Source organism: Bovifimicola ammoniilytica, from assembly GCF_025567085.1.
GTDB lineage: Bacteria > Bacillota > Clostridia > Lachnospirales > Lachnospiraceae > Bovifimicola > Bovifimicola ammoniilytica.
Window position 1 is genome coordinate 33,380 of record NZ_JAOQJN010000013.1, and the last position, 16,792, is coordinate 50,171.

18 protein-coding genes and 1 tRNA gene are annotated in these 16,792 nt (G+C 33.8%); 18 read left to right on the forward strand and 1 reads right to left on the reverse strand.

All coding sequences use genetic code 11. The annotated features are described in order from the left end of the window. Window positions 1-16: 16 nt before the first annotated feature. The 6 genes from OCV48_RS13185 (at window position 17) to OCV48_RS13210 (ending at window position 5,856) form a co-directional block, all read left to right on the forward strand. Entirely contained in the window at window positions 17-475 is a 459-nt protein-coding gene (locus OCV48_RS13185; RefSeq protein ID WP_021983255.1) for a chemotaxis protein CheW, read from the forward strand. Between the two features lie 91 nt (window positions 476-566). Then, window positions 567-974 carry a GntR family transcriptional regulator gene (locus OCV48_RS13190; protein ID WP_021983256.1) on the forward strand — a complete coding sequence of 136 codons (408 nt, stop codon included), beginning with the start codon at window positions 567-569 and terminating at the stop codon, window positions 972-974. Beyond that, window positions 961-1,884 carry an ABC transporter ATP-binding protein gene (locus OCV48_RS13195; protein WP_147592196.1) on the forward strand — a complete coding sequence of 308 codons (924 nt, stop codon included), beginning with the start codon at window positions 961-963 and terminating at the stop codon, window positions 1,882-1,884. Before OCV48_RS13190 ends, OCV48_RS13195 begins: the two co-directional genes overlap by 14 nt. Then, window positions 1,874-3,889, forward strand: coding sequence for a hypothetical protein (locus tag OCV48_RS13200; protein WP_147592197.1), 2,016 nt, complete (start codon window positions 1,874-1,876; stop codon window positions 3,887-3,889). Before OCV48_RS13195 ends, OCV48_RS13200 begins: the two co-directional genes overlap by 11 nt. Window positions 3,890-4,149: 260 nt before the next feature. Beyond that, entirely contained in the window at window positions 4,150-4,593 is a 444-nt protein-coding gene (locus tag OCV48_RS13205; RefSeq protein WP_147592198.1) for an ACT domain-containing protein, read from the forward strand. A gap of 45 nt (window positions 4,594-4,638) precedes the next feature. Continuing rightward, window positions 4,639-5,856, forward strand: a complete 1,218-nt coding sequence (locus OCV48_RS13210; protein ID WP_021983260.1) for a homoserine dehydrogenase — start codon at window positions 4,639-4,641, stop codon at window positions 5,854-5,856. A 644-nt stretch (window positions 5,857-6,500) separates the two neighbouring features. Here OCV48_RS13210 and OCV48_RS13215 read toward each other — a convergent pair. Continuing rightward, entirely contained in the window at window positions 6,501-8,654 is a 2,154-nt protein-coding gene (locus OCV48_RS13215; protein ID WP_021983261.1) for a Tex family protein, read from the reverse strand. 351 nt (window positions 8,655-9,005) lie between these two features. Here OCV48_RS13215 and OCV48_RS13220 point away from each other — a divergent pair, with 351 nt between their 5' ends. From OCV48_RS13220 to OCV48_RS13275, 12 genes are all read left to right on the forward strand, one after another. Beyond that, on the forward strand, window positions 9,006-9,389 hold the full coding sequence (locus OCV48_RS13220; protein ID WP_021983262.1) for a hypothetical protein: 384 nt from the start codon (window positions 9,006-9,008) through the stop codon (window positions 9,387-9,389). A 39-nt stretch (window positions 9,390-9,428) separates the two neighbouring features. Then, on the forward strand, window positions 9,429-9,863 hold the full coding sequence (locus OCV48_RS13225; RefSeq protein WP_021983263.1) for a hypothetical protein: 435 nt from the start codon (window positions 9,429-9,431) through the stop codon (window positions 9,861-9,863). Window positions 9,864-9,963: 100 nt separating this feature from the next. Then, window positions 9,964-10,470, forward strand: a complete 507-nt coding sequence (locus OCV48_RS13230) for a YcxB family protein (protein ID WP_021983264.1) — start codon at window positions 9,964-9,966, stop codon at window positions 10,468-10,470. A gap of 161 nt (window positions 10,471-10,631) precedes the next feature. Next, entirely contained in the window at window positions 10,632-11,066 is a 435-nt protein-coding gene (gene tsaE, locus OCV48_RS13235) for a tRNA (adenosine(37)-N6)-threonylcarbamoyltransferase complex ATPase subunit type 1 TsaE (RefSeq protein WP_021983265.1), read from the forward strand. 85 nt (window positions 11,067-11,151) lie between these two features. Next, window positions 11,152-11,862, forward strand: coding sequence for a tRNA (adenosine(37)-N6)-threonylcarbamoyltransferase complex dimerization subunit type 1 TsaB (gene tsaB, locus OCV48_RS13240; protein ID WP_021983266.1), 711 nt, complete (start codon window positions 11,152-11,154; stop codon window positions 11,860-11,862). Further along, a complete protein-coding gene (gene rimI / locus OCV48_RS13245; RefSeq protein WP_021983267.1) occupies window positions 11,852-12,268 on the forward strand; it encodes a ribosomal protein S18-alanine N-acetyltransferase in 417 nt (138 codons plus the stop codon). Before tsaB ends, rimI begins: the two co-directional genes overlap by 11 nt. Before the next feature lie 189 nt (window positions 12,269-12,457). Further along, a complete protein-coding gene (locus OCV48_RS13250; protein WP_317246827.1) occupies window positions 12,458-12,727 on the forward strand; it encodes a hypothetical protein in 270 nt (89 codons plus the stop codon). Window positions 12,728-12,786: 59 nt separating this feature from the next. Then, complete coding sequence (locus OCV48_RS13255; RefSeq protein ID WP_021983269.1) at window positions 12,787-13,698, forward strand: ribonuclease Z; 912 nt, start codon at window positions 12,787-12,789, stop codon at window positions 13,696-13,698. A gap of 10 nt (window positions 13,699-13,708) precedes the next feature. Then, entirely contained in the window at window positions 13,709-14,287 is a 579-nt protein-coding gene (locus tag OCV48_RS13260; protein ID WP_021983270.1) for a DUF6715 family protein, read from the forward strand. Between the two features lie 88 nt (window positions 14,288-14,375). Further along, entirely contained in the window at window positions 14,376-15,404 is a 1,029-nt protein-coding gene (gene tsaD, locus OCV48_RS13265) for a tRNA (adenosine(37)-N6)-threonylcarbamoyltransferase complex transferase subunit TsaD (RefSeq protein WP_021983271.1), read from the forward strand. A 127-nt stretch (window positions 15,405-15,531) separates the two neighbouring features. Continuing rightward, window positions 15,532-16,233: a 2-C-methyl-D-erythritol 4-phosphate cytidylyltransferase gene (gene ispD / locus OCV48_RS13270; RefSeq protein ID WP_021983272.1), complete on the forward strand. Its 702-nt coding sequence runs from the start codon at window positions 15,532-15,534 to the stop codon at window positions 16,231-16,233. Between the two features lie 219 nt (window positions 16,234-16,452). Next, window positions 16,453-16,538 (forward strand) — tRNA-Ser (locus OCV48_RS13275). The last annotated feature ends 254 nt before the right edge of the window (window positions 16,539-16,792 follow it).

A 16,792-nucleotide genomic window follows, 5' to 3' on the forward strand; every position in this document is an offset into this window, starting at 1 on the left:
GAAAGGGGATTTTGCCATGGAATTTAAACCTGTTGTATTTCGTATTGGGAAAGAGGAGTATGGCGTTGATATAAACGTTGTACGTGGAATTGAGAAGGTTATGCAGGTAGTACCTGTTCCTAATGCGAATAGAATTATCAAAGGAATAATAAATCTTAGAGGTTCTATAATTCCTATATGTAGTCTCAGACGTAAATTTGGTAAAGAAGACATTCCTTATAATGAAGATACCAAGTTTATAATTGTTAAAACAGAAACACTTTCTATTGGATTAGAAGTTGATTCAGTCGGAGATATACAGAATGTCGAAGAGAATAATATTTTCCCTGTACCTGGTATTCTTGTGTCGGAAGATACAGAATATTACAAAAACATTTTAAATGTAAATGGACGTCTGATAGTTATGCTAGATGTTGATAAACTTCTTAAAGAAGAAGAGATGAAAGCACTTCAGAAGACAGTCGAAAGTCTCTAATATAAAAAGTTATGGTTGACAAGCCATAACTTTTTTGTTATATTAAGCGTACTAGCAGTAATAGTACACTTAAGTAGGAAGGCGGGAAGACGTGTTTAGGATAGATGTAATGTCAGGAGTTCCTGTGTACGAACAGATTATTAAACAGATGGAGAAGTTTATACTGACAGGAGTATTGAAGGGAACAGAACAGGTTCCATCAGTAAGAAATCTGTCAGTTGAACTCTCAGTTAATCCGAATACGATTCAGAAAGCATATTCGGATTTAGACAGAAGAGGGATTATCTTTTCTGTTCCGGGTAAAGGCTGTTTCGTATCTGAAAATGCAAAAGGAATACTCAGTGAGGCAAAGAGAAACCAGATATCGGATTTAGAACAGATGATGTATGAACTGATATTAGCAGGTGTAGGCAGAGAAGAAATTATAAATAGCCTTGATAAGGCAATTGAGAGAAAGGAACATGCTGATAGCGTGGGTGAAAACTATGATAAATGTTAGTGGTGTATCGAAAAAATTTGAGAATGTATATGCATTAAAAGATGTTTCATGTACTATTCCAAAAGGAGCAATATATGGAATGGTAGGTTCAAATGGTGCGGGTAAATCAACATTTTTAAGACTGTTGTCAGGAGTATATAAAGCTGACAAAGGAAATATTTTAATAGATGAGGAACCTGTATATAACAATCAGGAGGCTAAGAACAAAATGGTCTTTGTATCTGATGACTTATATTTTCTGCCGGGGGCATCTTTAAAGAGGATGTCAGCATTTTATAAATCTTTTTATAACAGATATGATGATAAAAAGTTTGATAAATTAGTCGAATTGTTCAAATTAGATGCAGGCAAATCAATACATACATTTTCTAAGGGAATGAAGCGACAGGCGGCAATTATTCTAGCACTTTCGACTTGTCCTGAATATATGTTGTTTGATGAGACATTTGACGGATTAGATCCTGTTGTCAGAAATCTTGTTAAGAAATTAATCTGCGAAGAGGTAATAGAGAGTAAGGCGACAGCTATTCTTACATCACATTCTCTAAGAGAATTAGAAGATACTTGCGACCAGCTTGCTTTGTTACATAAAGGCGGACTTATCTTCGAAAGCGACATTCAGGATATTAAGACCAGCCTCTTTAAGGTGCAGGTTGCATTTACAGAGGAATATAATCAATCTAAATTTGATGTTTTGGACATTAATATAAGAAATTATAAGCAAAGTGGTTCGGTAGCGAATCTGATAATCAGAGGAGAAAAAGATATGATAGCCACGCAGATAAGAAGATTAAATCCACTTATATTAGATATACTTCCATTAACCCTTGAGGAAGTATTTACATACGAAATGGAAGTGTATGGATACAGCTATAATGATGTATTGGAGGGAATAGAGAATGAAAAATAACAGAAATAAATTTTTTAGTATAAGTCTATATAAAGATGCTTTAAAACAACTTCGTATAATAGGTATAGTTCTGGCGGTTGTTATGGGATATATGCCTATTGCAACAGGAATGATGGTTGGAGACCATTTATTCTTTACAGATAAAATAGATTGTATTCTATATCTTTTTACAACATCTGTAGTAATGATATACATATTCAGATTTACGACAAAGAGAAAGTCGAGTGATGTATTTTACTCATTACCCTATACGAGAACGTGTTTGTATATTTCATATGTATTAGCAGCATTTACATGGATTATTGCCATAATGGTGATAAATGTTATGGGAAGATTAGTATATTATAAAAGGTATAAATATATGGGACATTTTACTATCCGATATAACTTAGGAATGTTAGCATGTGTTATATTGATTATGGGTGGAATCAGCATTGCACAGGGACTTACAGGTACTATATTTACTAACATAGCTATGAGTGGGGTTATATTATTTGTGCCACGCTTGCTTATTAGATACATAGTAGGATTTATATATGATTTATGCCCATATGCTAATATGAATTATGTGAAATTACCATTTCGTGATAATATAAATATACTTTCATTAATAGTAGGATTCGATGACTCATATTTAGATATAACTAATACCGGAGTGATATATGCATTTGTATTGGGAATAATATATCTGATAATTGGAGGTATCTTATTTAATAGAAGAAAGAGTGAAACGGCAGGCCATGCAGCAAGTAATAAGTGGATACAGGGAGTAGTCCGTACTCTCATAACATTGGTAATATGCCTTATTCCTCTCTATAATATTATTATGTATTATTTAGATTATAATGACCGGACGATAGATATTCTATATATTGTTATATTATATGGTCTGGCAATATTAGTATATTTTCTGTTTGAATTACTGGCAACAAGAAAGGTGCGAAAACTGCTAAGAGCGATACCGGGCATATTGGTAGTTATACTTTGTAATGTGGCAATTTTTATCTGTGTTTATGGAGCAACTGAAAATATAAAGAAATTCAGACCTGATGTTGATGAAGTTGAATATATTACTGTGTCAACAGATTTCGGTTACGATAGAGATATGAGCATATATATAAATGACAAAGATTATGTTTTATCAATATCAAAGAATGTTAAAATAAAAGAAGAAAATATAATCCAAATGCTTACAAATCAATATAACAAATATGTGGATAAGCCATCGCAGTATCAATATAGTGTCTGGAATTCATCATATATATATTATAATAAAGTTGATGTGGATTTCTGCGTAGATGGTAAACTATATCATAGAACGGTACAATTAAGTGATATGATGGAAGAATCGATATTAGAGTATCTCTATAAACAACCTGAGGTAATAGATAAAGTATTGGATATACCGGAAGTAAAGGATATTATCAGAATTAAACCGGAAGAGAATTATACAATCAACGCAAATATAAGTGATGAAGATGCCGTATTATTATATGAAAGTTATAAAAAAGAATTACAAGGTATGAGAGCAGATTTAAAATCGGTTATGGGGGATAACGACTACCTATGCAAGCTGGTTATAGACTATAGAGGGAAAAAAGGTAATACCTGGTCGTATATAAAGATTGTTTCGTCAATGCCTGAAACATATAAATTATTTTTGAGTATTGCAGGAAAGAATCAGGAACAATATTTAGATAACCTCGAAATAAATATAAATAACTCACTTCAATTAGATATAACATTTAGTATAGGTGTATTATCTGATGGTAAATTTGAAGATGACATATATATAGATTCGGATATCTTATTTAATATAGAATATCCTGATGAACAATTGAAAGAATGTGTTAAAGAGTTTATTAAAGAAGCTGAAACAAGTCATAAAATACCTGATAACAACGAAAAAGTGTATGTAATGTCTATAGGTGAAAAAACACTGGTGTTCTCGGCTGACGAAAAATGTGCAGAATTATTTAATAAAATGGTTAAGTTAAATCGATAATCACAAGAAACTTATAATTATTAGGAAGCAATAATCATAAGAAATTGATAGTTATAAGAAAACAATAATATAAGAAGTGGTAGTCATAAGGAATCAGCATGAAAGTCTAAATGCTTTGATGTTGATTCCTTTATTGTATAGAAATGTCAGAATAAAGTATATTATCTGCTTGCAAAGTAATAACACTTGTGGTAAAATTCTTTGAGTGAAAAACAACTGTATTTCTACGACAAACAGGAAAGGAACGGTATTACGTTTATATGCAAGACGAGGGTAAATACTATGTGTTGAAGAAAAAAGCTGTTCCGGAAGTATTGCTTAAAGTGGTTGAGGCTAAAAGACTATTAGAGTCTGAGCGGGCAATATCTATTCAGGAGGCAACTGAACAGGTTGGTCTTAGTAGAAGTTCATTTTATAAGTATAAAGATGATATATTTCCATTTCATGATAATGCAAGAGGCAAAACCATCACATTTGTGCTTCAGATGGACGACGAACCGGGACTATTGTCAGGAGTTCTGAAACAGATTGCAGAAGATAATGCCAATATTTTAACGATACATCAGACTATTCCGATTAATGGGGTAGCATCTCTTACATTGAGTGTGGAAATTGGTCCGGAGACAAAAAATGTTTCTGATATGATAGATGCCATTGAGGCGAAGAAAGGTATACATTACCTTAAGATACTAGCAAGAGAATAATAAAACATAGAAAGGACCGTAGATAACGGTAAAAGGTTTGAAAAAATGATAAATGTGGCAGTATTAGGATATGGTACAGTAGGCTCAGGTGTAGTCGAAGTCTTTAATACTAACAGGGAAAGCATTAATAAAAAAGCAGGTCAGGAGATAAATGTTAAATATGTTTTAGATTTAAGAGAATTTCCTGGTGATCCGGTTATGGATATCTTAGTTCATGATTACAATGTAATTCTTAATGATCCTGAAATCGAAGTAATTGCTGAAGTTATGGGCGGTGTTGAACCGGCATATACATTTGTTAAGGCAGCACTTGAGAAAGGTAAGAGTGTTTGTACATCTAATAAAGAGCTTGTTGCTAAGCATGGCCCTGAATTATTGAAAATTGCAAGAGAACACAACAGAAACTTCTTGTTTGAAGCAAGTGTAGGTGGTGGTATTCCAATCATCAGACCATTAAACCAGTCATTAACAGCCGATGAGATTACGAAGATTACAGGTATCTTAAATGGCACAACTAACTACATACTTACAAAGATGTCTAAAGAAGGACTTGATTTTGATACAGTTCTTAAAGAAGCACAGGATTTAGGATATGCAGAGAGAAACCCATCCGCAGACGTTGATGGTTTTGATGCCTGCCGTAAGATTGCAATTCTTGCTTCACTAGCATACGGTTACAATGTTGATTATGAAGAAATATATACAGAAGGCATTACTAAAATCACAGATATAGATTTCAAATATGCTAATAAAATGGGACGTTCAATCAAATTATTTGGTGAAGCTAATAAAGTAGATGACCAATTCTATGCATATGTAGCTCCTGTTATGATTGACAGTAACCATCCATTATATAGTGTAAATGGTGTATTTAATGGTATCCTTGTAAAGGGAAATGTACTTGGTGATGTTATGTTCTATGGAAGTGGCGCTGGAAAATTACCTACAGCAAGTGCAGTTGTGTCAGATATCGTAGATGCAGTTAAACATTTGAATACAAATATTATGTCATTCTGGAGCAGCAAGAAACTTGAGCTTACGGATATTAAGTTATCAGAGAAGAAATTCTTTGTACGAGTTAAAGGAAACGTTGATGAGAAACTTGCTGAAGTAGAGAAAGCATTTGGTAAAGTTGAAATTATAGAAGTAGAAGATGTTAAGGGCGAATTCGGCTTCGTAACGGACGTTATAACAGAAGAGAAGTACGAAGAAGCATCAGCACAGGTTGATGGAATTATTACCAGAATCAGAATGGAAGATTAATTAAATTATGAGTGTGAAATACCCCCACCGCTTACTATGAGAGTAATAGGTGGGGGTATTGTTATATGCTCTGATTTATTTAGGAATAATAACGCAACTTTGCTCATACATATGTGGTTTATATTTATCTGATTAAGCAATTTGACATATATAAATATTGAAATGCCTTGTAAGAATTGCGTAAATTTGTGAGATATTGTTTTTGGCTCATTTTTTGTGTACATTCACTGGACGAACACTAAAGCCGAAATGTCCGTCTATGACACACACTTTCATAATTCCTTAATCGGGTGTGAGTAAATGCCGCCCTCTGCAAAGTCTATTACGGTGCAGTCAATCAGACGCGCTTTGCTTGAACGGTGATTAACTGCACCGACCTTTTGCATCAGCCGGCATATAACTCACACTCGCGATACGTCATAAATCAAGTGTATGTCATAGACGGACTTCTCGGTTTTAGTGTATGGACATTGAATGAATACAAATAATCGAAAGAGCCGAAAAATCATATCCACAAATTAGCAATTCATACAAATGTTTCAATATTTATATATGCAAATTAGCTTAATACAGATAATTTAATTCTATGATGTATGAGCAAAGTTGCGTTATTATCTAATAAATCAGAGTATATAACAAATTATTTATTTAGGAATTCTCATAGTAAGCTGAATTCTCTTCTTGGCAATATCTACACTCATAACCTGTACATCTACGATATCTCCAACACTAACTGCATCAAGTGGGTGCTTAATATATCTGTCAGTAATCTGAGAGATGTGTACAAGCCCGTCCTGATGTACACCAATATCTACGAATACACCAAAGTCAATTACATTACGGACAGTTCCCTTAAGAATCATTCCGGGAGTGAGGTCTTTCATTTCTAATACATCTGTTTTAAGAATAGGTTTTGGCATTTCATCACGAGGATCACGTCCCGGCTTTTCTAATTCTCTTATAATATCTTTGAGGGTTGGCTCACCAATTCCGAGTTCATCAGATAATTTCTTAGTATCCTTTGCCATAAGGCTTAATCCGACAAGATTACCGCTTTTAATATCTTCAACATTAAGACCAAGCTTCTTAAGAAGATTATTAGCAGCTTCATAAGATTCAGGGTGAACGCTTGTAGCATCAAGTGGATTATCACCATCTGCAATACGCATAAAGCCTGCACACTGCAGAAATGCCTTAGGTCCTAATTTCTCAACTTTAAGAAGCTGTTTTCTGTTGGTAAATTTACCATTTTCTTCTCTGTATTTAACAATGTTTTTTGCGATAGTTTTTGATATGCCTGATATATATTCTAATAAGCTTGCTGAAGCAGTATTTAAGTCTACACCGACTTTATTTACACAGTCCTCGACTACGCCTGTAAGAGCTTCAGATAATTTCTTCTGGTTCATATCGTGCTGATACTGACCGACACCGATTGATTTAGGGTCTATTTTAACTAATTCAGCAAGAGGGTCCTGAACTCTTCTTGCGATAGAAGTTGCACTTCTTTCTCCGACGTTAAGGTCAGGAAATTCTTCCGTTGCCAGCTTACTTGCAGAGTAGACAGAGGCACCAGCTTCATTTGTAATAACATATGATACCTTGGATTTACATTCTTTAATAATATCTACGATAACCATTTCAGATTCTCTTGATGCAGTTCCGTTTCCGACTGATATAAGAGAAATATTGTATTTATCAATAAGTTTTAACACTTCTTTTTTAGATTCTTCAACTTTATTCTGAGGTGCTGTTGGAAATATAACTTTAGTATCAAGTACCTTGCCTGTCGTATCAACTACAGCCAATTTACAACCTGTTCTGAATGCAGGGTCCCATCCTAATACAACCTGATTGGCAATTGGTGGCTGCATAAGTAACTGTGTAAGATTTTTACCAAATACCTTTATAGCGCCATCTTCAGCAGTTTCAGTAAGTTCATTTCTTATATCTCTTTCGATTGCCGGAGAAATAAGTCTCTTATAACTGTCTGCGATTACATCTGACAGAATGGCTTCACATTCAGAATTAGTAGATTTACAAATCATTTTATTAAGATAATTTAAGATACTTTCCTCATCAACAGTTATCTTAACAGATAGAATCTTTTCTTTTTCACCACGATTAATAGCTAAGATTCTGTGTCCTGCGATTTTCTTGACAGGCTCTTCAAAATTGTAATACATTTCATATACAGAGTCCTCTTCACTATCCTTGGCAGTGGATACAAGACTTCCGTTATTAAATGTGAATTTTCTTATGTATTCTCTGTAAGTTGCGTTGTCTGAAACAGTTTCAGCTATAATATCTTTTGCACCTGCTATGGCATCTTCAACATTTGCAACTTCTTTTTCATCATTAATATATTCAGAAGCCTTTTCAGTAACATTCAGATTCTTATCCTGCTCTAATATAGCCTTGGCTAAAGGTTCAAGCCCTTTTTCCTTAGCGATTGTTGCCCTTGTACGCTTCTTTGGTCTGTATGGAAGATATAAGTCCTCTAATGCAACCATAGTGTTAGCAGCTTCTATCTTAGCTTTTAATTCATCAGTTAATTTGCCCTGCTCTTCTATACTATTTAGAATTTGAACTTTTCTATCTTCGAGATTTCTAAGATAAGTCAATCGTTCGTCGAGCGTTCTTAAGACTTCATCATTTAGAGAACCGGTTACTTCTTTCCTGTATCTTGCAATAAAAGGAATGGTATTTCCTTCATCGATTAATTTAATTGTTGCCTCTACTTGTGATGTTTTAATATTAAGTTCACTAGCGAGAGTTTTGATAATGCTGTCTGACATCATAATCCTCCTAAGTCTTTAATATATACCAGATAATGTAGAATTGTATTATATAAAATATAATGTAATAGATAGGCTGCTTACAGATATATAATTTTATAATTATCTGATTTAATATACATATAATATGATGAAACTATCATAACATATAATATATAATTTATCATAATCCAGGGACTGTGTCAAAAGTATATAATAAAAGCTGATAAAAACAGATAATGTCCAAAGATACATATAATAAATCATATAAGTTATTAAAAATGACAATATTTTCTAAAATGGTTGTCAGATAAATTTTAATATGTTAATATTTAGAAGAAAATGTGGACATGAAAAAGGAGGATATGAAACATGGATAATAATCAATTTAATCAAACATCAATGCCATCGATTTCCACAAAGAAAATATTCGAATATGTGGGACTTGGCTGTTCGGCATTAGGATGTCTTCTTACATTTATATTTTCTATTGTAACTTGTAGCAGAGGAGGAGCTGTATACTGGGATAAGCATAAATTCAAAATGTCATTATGGCTTATTGGAGTAATTATAGCTGCTCTTATTGCAATCGCAGGTCTTGTATTTACAATTTTATCATTAGAAAAAGGACAGAAATTAAGTAAACTTGCAATGGTATCTATAATTCTTGCGGCAGTAGCAATTGTTTATGCAATTATTCCAAATGCTACAATTTGTTCATATAACTGTATGTTAAATGACAAATTAGGTCTGTAACAAATTTTTAATTTAATTATGAATTAAGGAGAAAAAGATATGGATAATAATCAGTTCAATCAGCCTAATACACAGGGCGTCTCAATATCTACTAAAAAAATACTTGAATATATCGGAGTAGGTTGTGCATTTGCAGGAGCATTAATCGGTTTTATTTTTTCGATTGTAACATGTGCAAGAGGCCCGATAGCATCAGTTAAGAAAGCAACAACTAAGAAACCATTAGTTATGTCATTAGCATGGATAGGTGTGCTAGTTGCGGTAATTATTATGGTTGCAGGTATAGTTTTAATAATAGTATCTAAAGAAAAAAATGCTAAGTTAAGCAAACTTGCAACAGTAGCATTAATCGTTGCAGTAGCAGCAGTTGTATATGTTTCAATGGTACATATCACAATCTGTTCATACAACTGCTCTTATAATAACTATATATCTGATAAATTGAGCCGGGCATATGGTAGTTTCTTTGGCTAAAGAATATAAATACTTCACTTAATAAATTAAATATGCTATAATCAATGCAAGTCACGATTAGGTGGCTTGCATTTTTTAGTGTGAAAGCGAGGGCTTTTAGATGAATGACGAAAGAACAATTAATATAAAAGTTAAAATAAGCATAGGTAACTTATATGAATTTATGATGAATAATAATTATGTATCTGTAAGAGGTGTTGTTTCTGTATTATTTAGTCTGGTGTCAGCAGCAGGAACAGTAATATTCTGGAACGAATTTGTAGGAATACAGAAAGCACTCATGTTATTTATGGCTTTACTGTTTACAGTTATTGCACCTATAGAATATTATGTCAGGGCTATGAAACAGGTTAAGAAGAATTTTAATGACGAAATGGAATATATATTTGATAATTCAGGAATAACCATTAGAAAAGGTGAAGAAAGTTCAAGCCTTAGATGGAATGAAGTCTTAAAAGTTATCAATACGAAGAATCTTGTTGTTGTGTATTTTACACCAATCAGGGCATTTATTATCCCTAAGAGCTGCATTGGAGATAATTTTGATGAGCTAAAAGCGATAATGGAGAAGAATACAAATTGCTATAAATTCAAAATGGAGAAATAGTCTGTGAAAATGGAGGTTAGTGTGAAAAATCAAATCGATATGTTGATTTTTCACACAGCAAAATGTGCCACAGGCGACACATTTTGCTCTTATCGCAGAGCCGAATCTGATATTCGGCTCGCGTTCCTCCGGCGAATGCGCCTGCGGAAATGGAGGTTAATATGATATACGAAACAAATTCACCTGAAGAGACATACGAGATAGGTAAGAAAATGGGCCGGGCGGCCAGGTCAGGAGAAGTAATAACACTTTCCGGAGATTTGGGAGTAGGTAAAACTGTATTTGCCCAGGGATTTGCGGCAGGACTTGGAATTAATGAGCCTATAAACAGCCCTACATTTACGATAATACAAGAATACGATACAGGCAGAATACCACTTTATCACTTTGATGTATACAGAATAGCAGATATCGAGGAAATGTATGAAATCGGATTTGAAGAATACATATATGGTGACGGTGTGTGCCTGATAGAATGGGCGAACCTTATAAGTGAACTTTTGCCAGAGAATATCATTTCAGTTGACATAAGTAAGGCTTTGGATAAAGGCTTTGATTACAGAAAGATAACAGTGATAAATAACGGATTAAGATAACAACGGATTAAGATAACAACAGATTAGGTTAATAACAGATTAAGATAATAACAGACATAAATTTAATGGAAAGAGGAAAAAAACATTGATATTAGCTATAGACAGTTCATCATTAGTAGCAAGTGTTGCTTTAGTCAATGAAGAAACAGTAATTGCAGAATATACAGTTAATCTTAAGAAAACTCATTCACAAACATTACTTCCTATGATTGATGAGATATTTAGAATGACAGGCATTAATAAGAAGGAGCTGAAAGCAATAGCTATAACAGGCGGACCAGGTTCATTTACTGGCCTGAGAATTGGTGCGGCTACTGCGAAGGGACTCGCTCTTGCTCTTGGTATAGGCATAATAAATGTTCCTACCATAAATGCAATGGCATATAATTATAATCATTGCAATAAACTCATCTGTCCTATTATGGATGCAAGAAGAAATCAGGTCTATACAGGTGTATTCAGATGTGAAAATGATACACTTGAAACGGTTATAAAACAATGTGCTATGTCGATAGATGATTTGACAGATTATCTTAATGAAGAAAATGAAGAAGTTATATTTATCGGTGACGGAATACCAGTTTTTAAGCAGACAATAGATGAAAAACTTACAACCAGGCATTTTTATGCCAGACAACAGTTAAGCAGACAACGCGCTACTACAATCGGTGCTATTGCATGGGATATGTATAGAGCTGGAGAAATAGAAAACGCAGATTTATTTGCACCGGATTATTTAAGGTTATCACAGGCAGAAAGAGAGCGAATGGAACGTGATAAGGAAAATGGAAAATAGAGACGTGGAGGCTGTACATCAGATAGAGAAAGAGTGCTTCGCACTGCCCTGGTCAAAACAGTCGCTTTCTAAAGAAGTGGATAATCCACAGTCTTTATTCTATATATATGAAGAAAATAAAAAAATACTGGCATATATGGGAATGTATTGTATCGGATACGAGGGTGACATTACCAATGTGGCAGTCACTGCATATGAAAGACACAAGGGGATAGGCAGAGAACTTCTTAGTAAAGTCTTAGAAGAGGCGGAGACTAAAGGTTTGACGGAATTTACCCTTGAAGTCAGGGAGAGTAATAAAGCAGCAATTTCACTTTATGAATCATTAGGGTTTAAAACCGAGGGTGTCAGAAAGAACTTTTATGATAATCCTAAGGAAAATGGGTTGATAATGTGGAAAAGATGACTAATTATTCATACATTTACCACTATAATTGCATAAAATTTTTGTGTATAATCATAGATGGATAATTGCAAATACAGTAGTTTTGAAATGACAATAACAGTATGAGAATAATGTGGATATGATTATTTTTTTACATGGTTATTTGAGGAACCTTATTTAGCGATTTCTGACAATAAAAACAAAGGAGAAGTGTTTGTACACAATAAGGCTATGCGTAAATATATTAGAATTGAAGAAAACGATTTAGAAATGGTTAAATGTAATAAATGTGGTAAAGAACTGGAAGTTTCAAGAGGAACCATTAAAGAAGGTGTATTCTCTATTGATTATGCCTGGGGATATTTCTCGGAAAAGGATGGAGAGATACATTCATTCGATTTGTGTGAAAAATGTTATGATAAGATGCTAAAAGAATTTGTTATAAAACCCGATATAAAAGATAATAATGAATTATTATAATGTATTATGGAAGATGATATAAAAATGATATAAAGAAAAGTGTGATTAGGAGAAAATACATGTTAGATGTTTGTTTGCTTGGAACAAGTGGAATGATGCCATTGCCAAGACGTTGGTTAACGGCTATGATGGCGAGATATAATGGAAGCAGCCTTTTAATTGACTGTGGTGAGGGAACTCAGGTGGCAATCAAGAATAAAGGCTGGAGTTTTAAACCGATTGATATAATCTGCTTTACACATTTTCATGCAGACCATATAAGTGGACTTCCAGGCTTATTGCTCACTATAGGAAATGCTGAGAGAACAGAACCAATAACGATTATAGGTCCTAAAGGTGTAGAAAAAGTCGTTAATTCGATAAGGATAATTGCTCCTGAATTGCCATTTAAGATTAATTTTATAGAACTAAGAGAACCTAAGGAAGTAATAGAAGTTAATGGTTACAAGATAACAGCATTTAAAGTTAATCACAAAGTTATATGTTATGGATACACAGTTGAGATAGAAAGAGCCGGTAAGTTCTTAGTTGAAAAAGCAAATGAACAAAATATACCTAAAGAATTATGGAACAGATTACAAAAAGGTGATATCATAGAAGAAAATGGAATAACATATACACCTGATATGGTATTAGGACCAAAGAGAAAAGGAATAAAGGTAACCTATTGTACGGATACAAGACCAGTTCCTGTAATCAGTGAGTGTGCGAAAGACTCTGATTTATTCATATGTGAGGGAATGTATGGCGAGAAAAGTAAAGAAGCTAAAGCAAGAGAATATAAGCATATGACTTTTTGCGAAGCCGCCAGACTTGCTAAGGAGGCACAGCCTAAACAGATGTGGCTTACGCATTTTAGTCCTTCATTGATCAGGCCGGAAGAATATATGGAGGATGTTAGAAAAATATTTCCAAACAGTTATGCTGGAAAGGATGGGAAAAGTGTAGAACTTATGTTTGAAGAAAACTAAGGAGGCGCCTATGAAGAAGTACAAAAAAATAATAATTATTTCATTACTTGTGGCTATGTGTGTGTTGTATTATTATTACCTGTCAGCAAATGATACAACTGAGAAGAAGAAAAAGTCTGAAAAAGTTTCTACGGAAGTTGAGAAGATTCTTAGTAAGAACTTAGATGACATATATCCAGCTACACCAAGAGAAGTGGTAATCCTATATAGTAAAATTCTGAAATGTTATTATAGTGGAAAATGCACCGACGAAGAGATAACTGAACTTGCTATGCAGAGCAGAAAGCTTTTTGACGATGAATTACTTAGCAAGAATCCTACAGATGAATATTTAGAAGATCTAAAGGCAGAGATAAAGCAGTATAAAGAAGAGGGAAAGAAGATATCTACATATATAATAGCAAAAAGCGGTGAAATTGAGTACAAAACATTTCAATCACATTATTATGCAATGGTTGATAGTGCATATTATCTAAAAGGGAAGGGCAATACATCAAGAACTCTAGAGACGTATACACTCAGGAAAGATAGTAATGGCAGATGGAAGATAGTATTCTGGAATCTTACTAAGACATCAGATGAAGAATAGTATTCGGGAATCATATTGTTGCAGAACTGGATCTGACATTTGGTTCGCGATTCCTCTAACACATTGTGCCTGTGGAATGGAGATTATAATGGAAAATAAAAAAGATATATATATATTAGGAATAGAAAGCTCATGCGATGAAACGGCAGCAGCAGTTGTGAAAAATGGAAGAGAAGTATTATCAAATGTTATAGCATCACAAATAGATATTCATACATTATATGGAGGAGTGGTTCCGGAGATCGCTTCGCGTAAACATATAGAGAATATTAATCCGGTTATAAAAGAAGCACTTGTAAAAGCAAATCTTACATTAGATGATATTGATGCAATAGCTGTAACATATGGTCCGGGATTAGTAGGTGCACTATTAGTAGGTGTAGCAGAAGCGAAAGCTATAGCATTTGCAACGGATAAGCCGTTAGTGGGTGTTCATCATATAGAAGGACATATTTCAGCTAACTATATCGAGAACAAGGAATTAGAGCCGCCATTTGCGTGTATGGTCGTATCTGGTGGACATACACATCTTGTTATAGTTAAAGAATATGGAGAATATGAAGTTATAGGAAGAACAAGAGATGATGCGGCAGGTGAAGCATTTGACAAGGTGGCGAGGGCTATCGGTTTAGGATATCCTGGAGGACCTAAGATTGATAAAATTGCTAAAGAAGGCAATGCTGATGCGATAGATTTTCCAAGGGCAAATGTATCGGGTTCAGAGTACGACTTTAGTTTTAGCGGACTTAAGTCAGCAGTACTAAACTATATTAATTCATGTGAAATGAAAGGCATAGAATACAACAGAGCAGACATTGCAGCATCATTTCAGAAAGCTGTAGTAGATGTGCTGGTTTCACATGCCATAAAAGGAGTCGAAAGCTATGGAATAAAGAAATTAGCCATAGCAGGAGGCGTTGCTTCTAACAGTGCAATACGAAAAACATTTAAAGAAGTTTGCAAGGAGAAGAATATACAATTCTACTATCCGTCTCCGGTTTTGTGTACGGATAATGCAGTTATGATTGCATCGGCAGGATACTATGAATATATTAAAGGTGTACGCCATGGTTATGACCTCAATGCAATACCTAATCTCAAATTAGGTGAACGTTAATACGGATACAAACATAATGAAGACATAATTGTTGTAAAATTCATAGAATCGCACAGAATATAACAGTATACATAGTAAATATAAAATTATAAACAGATAAATGCAGAATCGGAAATGGAGAAATGTAATGTCTGAAAGGTTAGAGTCGTGGGCAATTATACTGTCAGCAGGAAAAGGGACAAGAATGAAGTCGAATATTTGTAAACAATATATGCAAGTTGAGGGTAAACCTCTGCTATTTTATACATTAAAAGCATTTGAAGAAAGTACTATAGATCATATTGTACTTGTGGTAGGTAAAAATGATGCATCATATGTACAGAAAGAAATAGTTGACAGATATAAGATAGGTAAAGTACATAGAATTGTAATAGGAGGTCGTGAAAGGTACGATTCTGTTATGAATGGATTAGATGTGATAAGTGATAATGGAAAAGTATTAGTTCATGATGGAGCGAGACCACTTATTGAAGTGGAATATATTAATAAGATGATAGACAGCCTGAACGAAAATGAAGCATGTATAGCAGCAGTGCCTGTTAAAGATACGATTAAAGAAGTAAATGAAGAAGGTTTTGTAAAGAATACTCCGGATAGAAGAAGATTGTGGCAGGTACAGACTCCACAGGCATTTTCTGTATCCTTATTGAAATCTGCCTATAATAAGATGAAGATAAATGGAAGTGACGGAATAACAGATGATTCTATGGTAGTAGAAAAGTACACGGATACCAATGTCAGGATAATTGAGTGTAGTTATAGAAATATAAAGATAACCACACCAGAAGACTTAGATTTTATGAAACAAGTTTTAGAGTCAGGAAAATAAGACTATATTAATGTAAAAAACAGATAAAATGCGGCATAAAATAAAATATCAAAAAAATATCAAAAAATATCAAAAAAAGTTGTTGACAAACTAATGCCATAGTGATAATATATTCAAGTCGCTTGTGAAAAAACAAGTTACAAAACAAGAAATTTAAAAATAAAGAAAAAGTGCTTGACAAACAATTGTGAAAGTTGTAAAATATTCAAGCAACGCTACGGAGAGGTATCGAAGTGGTCATAACGAGGCGGTCTTGAAAACCGTTTGTCCGCAAGGGCGCGTGGGTTCGAATCCCACCCTCTCCGCTGGTGAGAACGATGAAAATCAACTCACTAAGATGTCAAAAAAACTTGAAAAAGTGTTTGACAAACAAAGATGAATATGATAAAATATTCGAGCTAACTTATGAGTTAGCGGCTAATTTAAAAAGACAAAACGCTTTATGGTGGTTGTTCTTTTGAATTACAATAAGTAATGAACATTGATAACTGAACAGTAACATAAATCCAACCCTGAAAATTCTAAAAATTTTCAGCGAACATCGTGTAAACGATTTCCA

Coding starts and splice junctions, on each gene's coding strand:
- OCV48_RS13195 (WP_147592196.1), top strand. CDS start 961: ATGATAAATGTTAGTGGTGTATCGAAAAAATTTGAGAATGTATATGCA.
- OCV48_RS13255 (WP_021983269.1), top strand. CDS start 12,787: ATGTTAGATGTTTGTTTGCTTGGAACAAGTGGAATGATGCCATTGCCA.
- OCV48_RS13220 (WP_021983262.1), top strand. CDS start 9,006: ATGGATAATAATCAATTTAATCAAACATCAATGCCATCGATTTCCACA.
- OCV48_RS13200 (WP_147592197.1), top strand. CDS start 1,874: ATGAAAAATAACAGAAATAAATTTTTTAGTATAAGTCTATATAAAGAT.
- OCV48_RS13210 (WP_021983260.1), top strand. CDS start 4,639: ATGATAAATGTGGCAGTATTAGGATATGGTACAGTAGGCTCAGGTGTA.
- ispD (WP_021983272.1), top strand. CDS start 15,532: ATGTCTGAAAGGTTAGAGTCGTGGGCAATTATACTGTCAGCAGGAAAA.
- OCV48_RS13230 (WP_021983264.1), top strand. CDS start 9,964: ATGAATGACGAAAGAACAATTAATATAAAAGTTAAAATAAGCATAGGT.
- OCV48_RS13260 (WP_021983270.1), top strand. CDS start 13,709: ATGAAGAAGTACAAAAAAATAATAATTATTTCATTACTTGTGGCTATG.
- OCV48_RS13205 (WP_147592198.1), top strand. CDS start 4,150: ATGCAAGACGAGGGTAAATACTATGTGTTGAAGAAAAAAGCTGTTCCG.
- OCV48_RS13225 (WP_021983263.1), top strand. CDS start 9,429: ATGGATAATAATCAGTTCAATCAGCCTAATACACAGGGCGTCTCAATA.
- rimI (WP_021983267.1), top strand. CDS start 11,852: ATGGAAAATAGAGACGTGGAGGCTGTACATCAGATAGAGAAAGAGTGC.
- tsaD (WP_021983271.1), top strand. CDS start 14,376: ATGGAAAATAAAAAAGATATATATATATTAGGAATAGAAAGCTCATGC.
- OCV48_RS13215 (WP_021983261.1), bottom strand. CDS start 8,654: ATGTCAGACAGCATTATCAAAACTCTCGCTAGTGAACTTAATATTAAA.
- OCV48_RS13185 (WP_021983255.1), top strand. CDS start 17: ATGGAATTTAAACCTGTTGTATTTCGTATTGGGAAAGAGGAGTATGGC.
- tsaE (WP_021983265.1), top strand. CDS start 10,632: ATGATATACGAAACAAATTCACCTGAAGAGACATACGAGATAGGTAAG.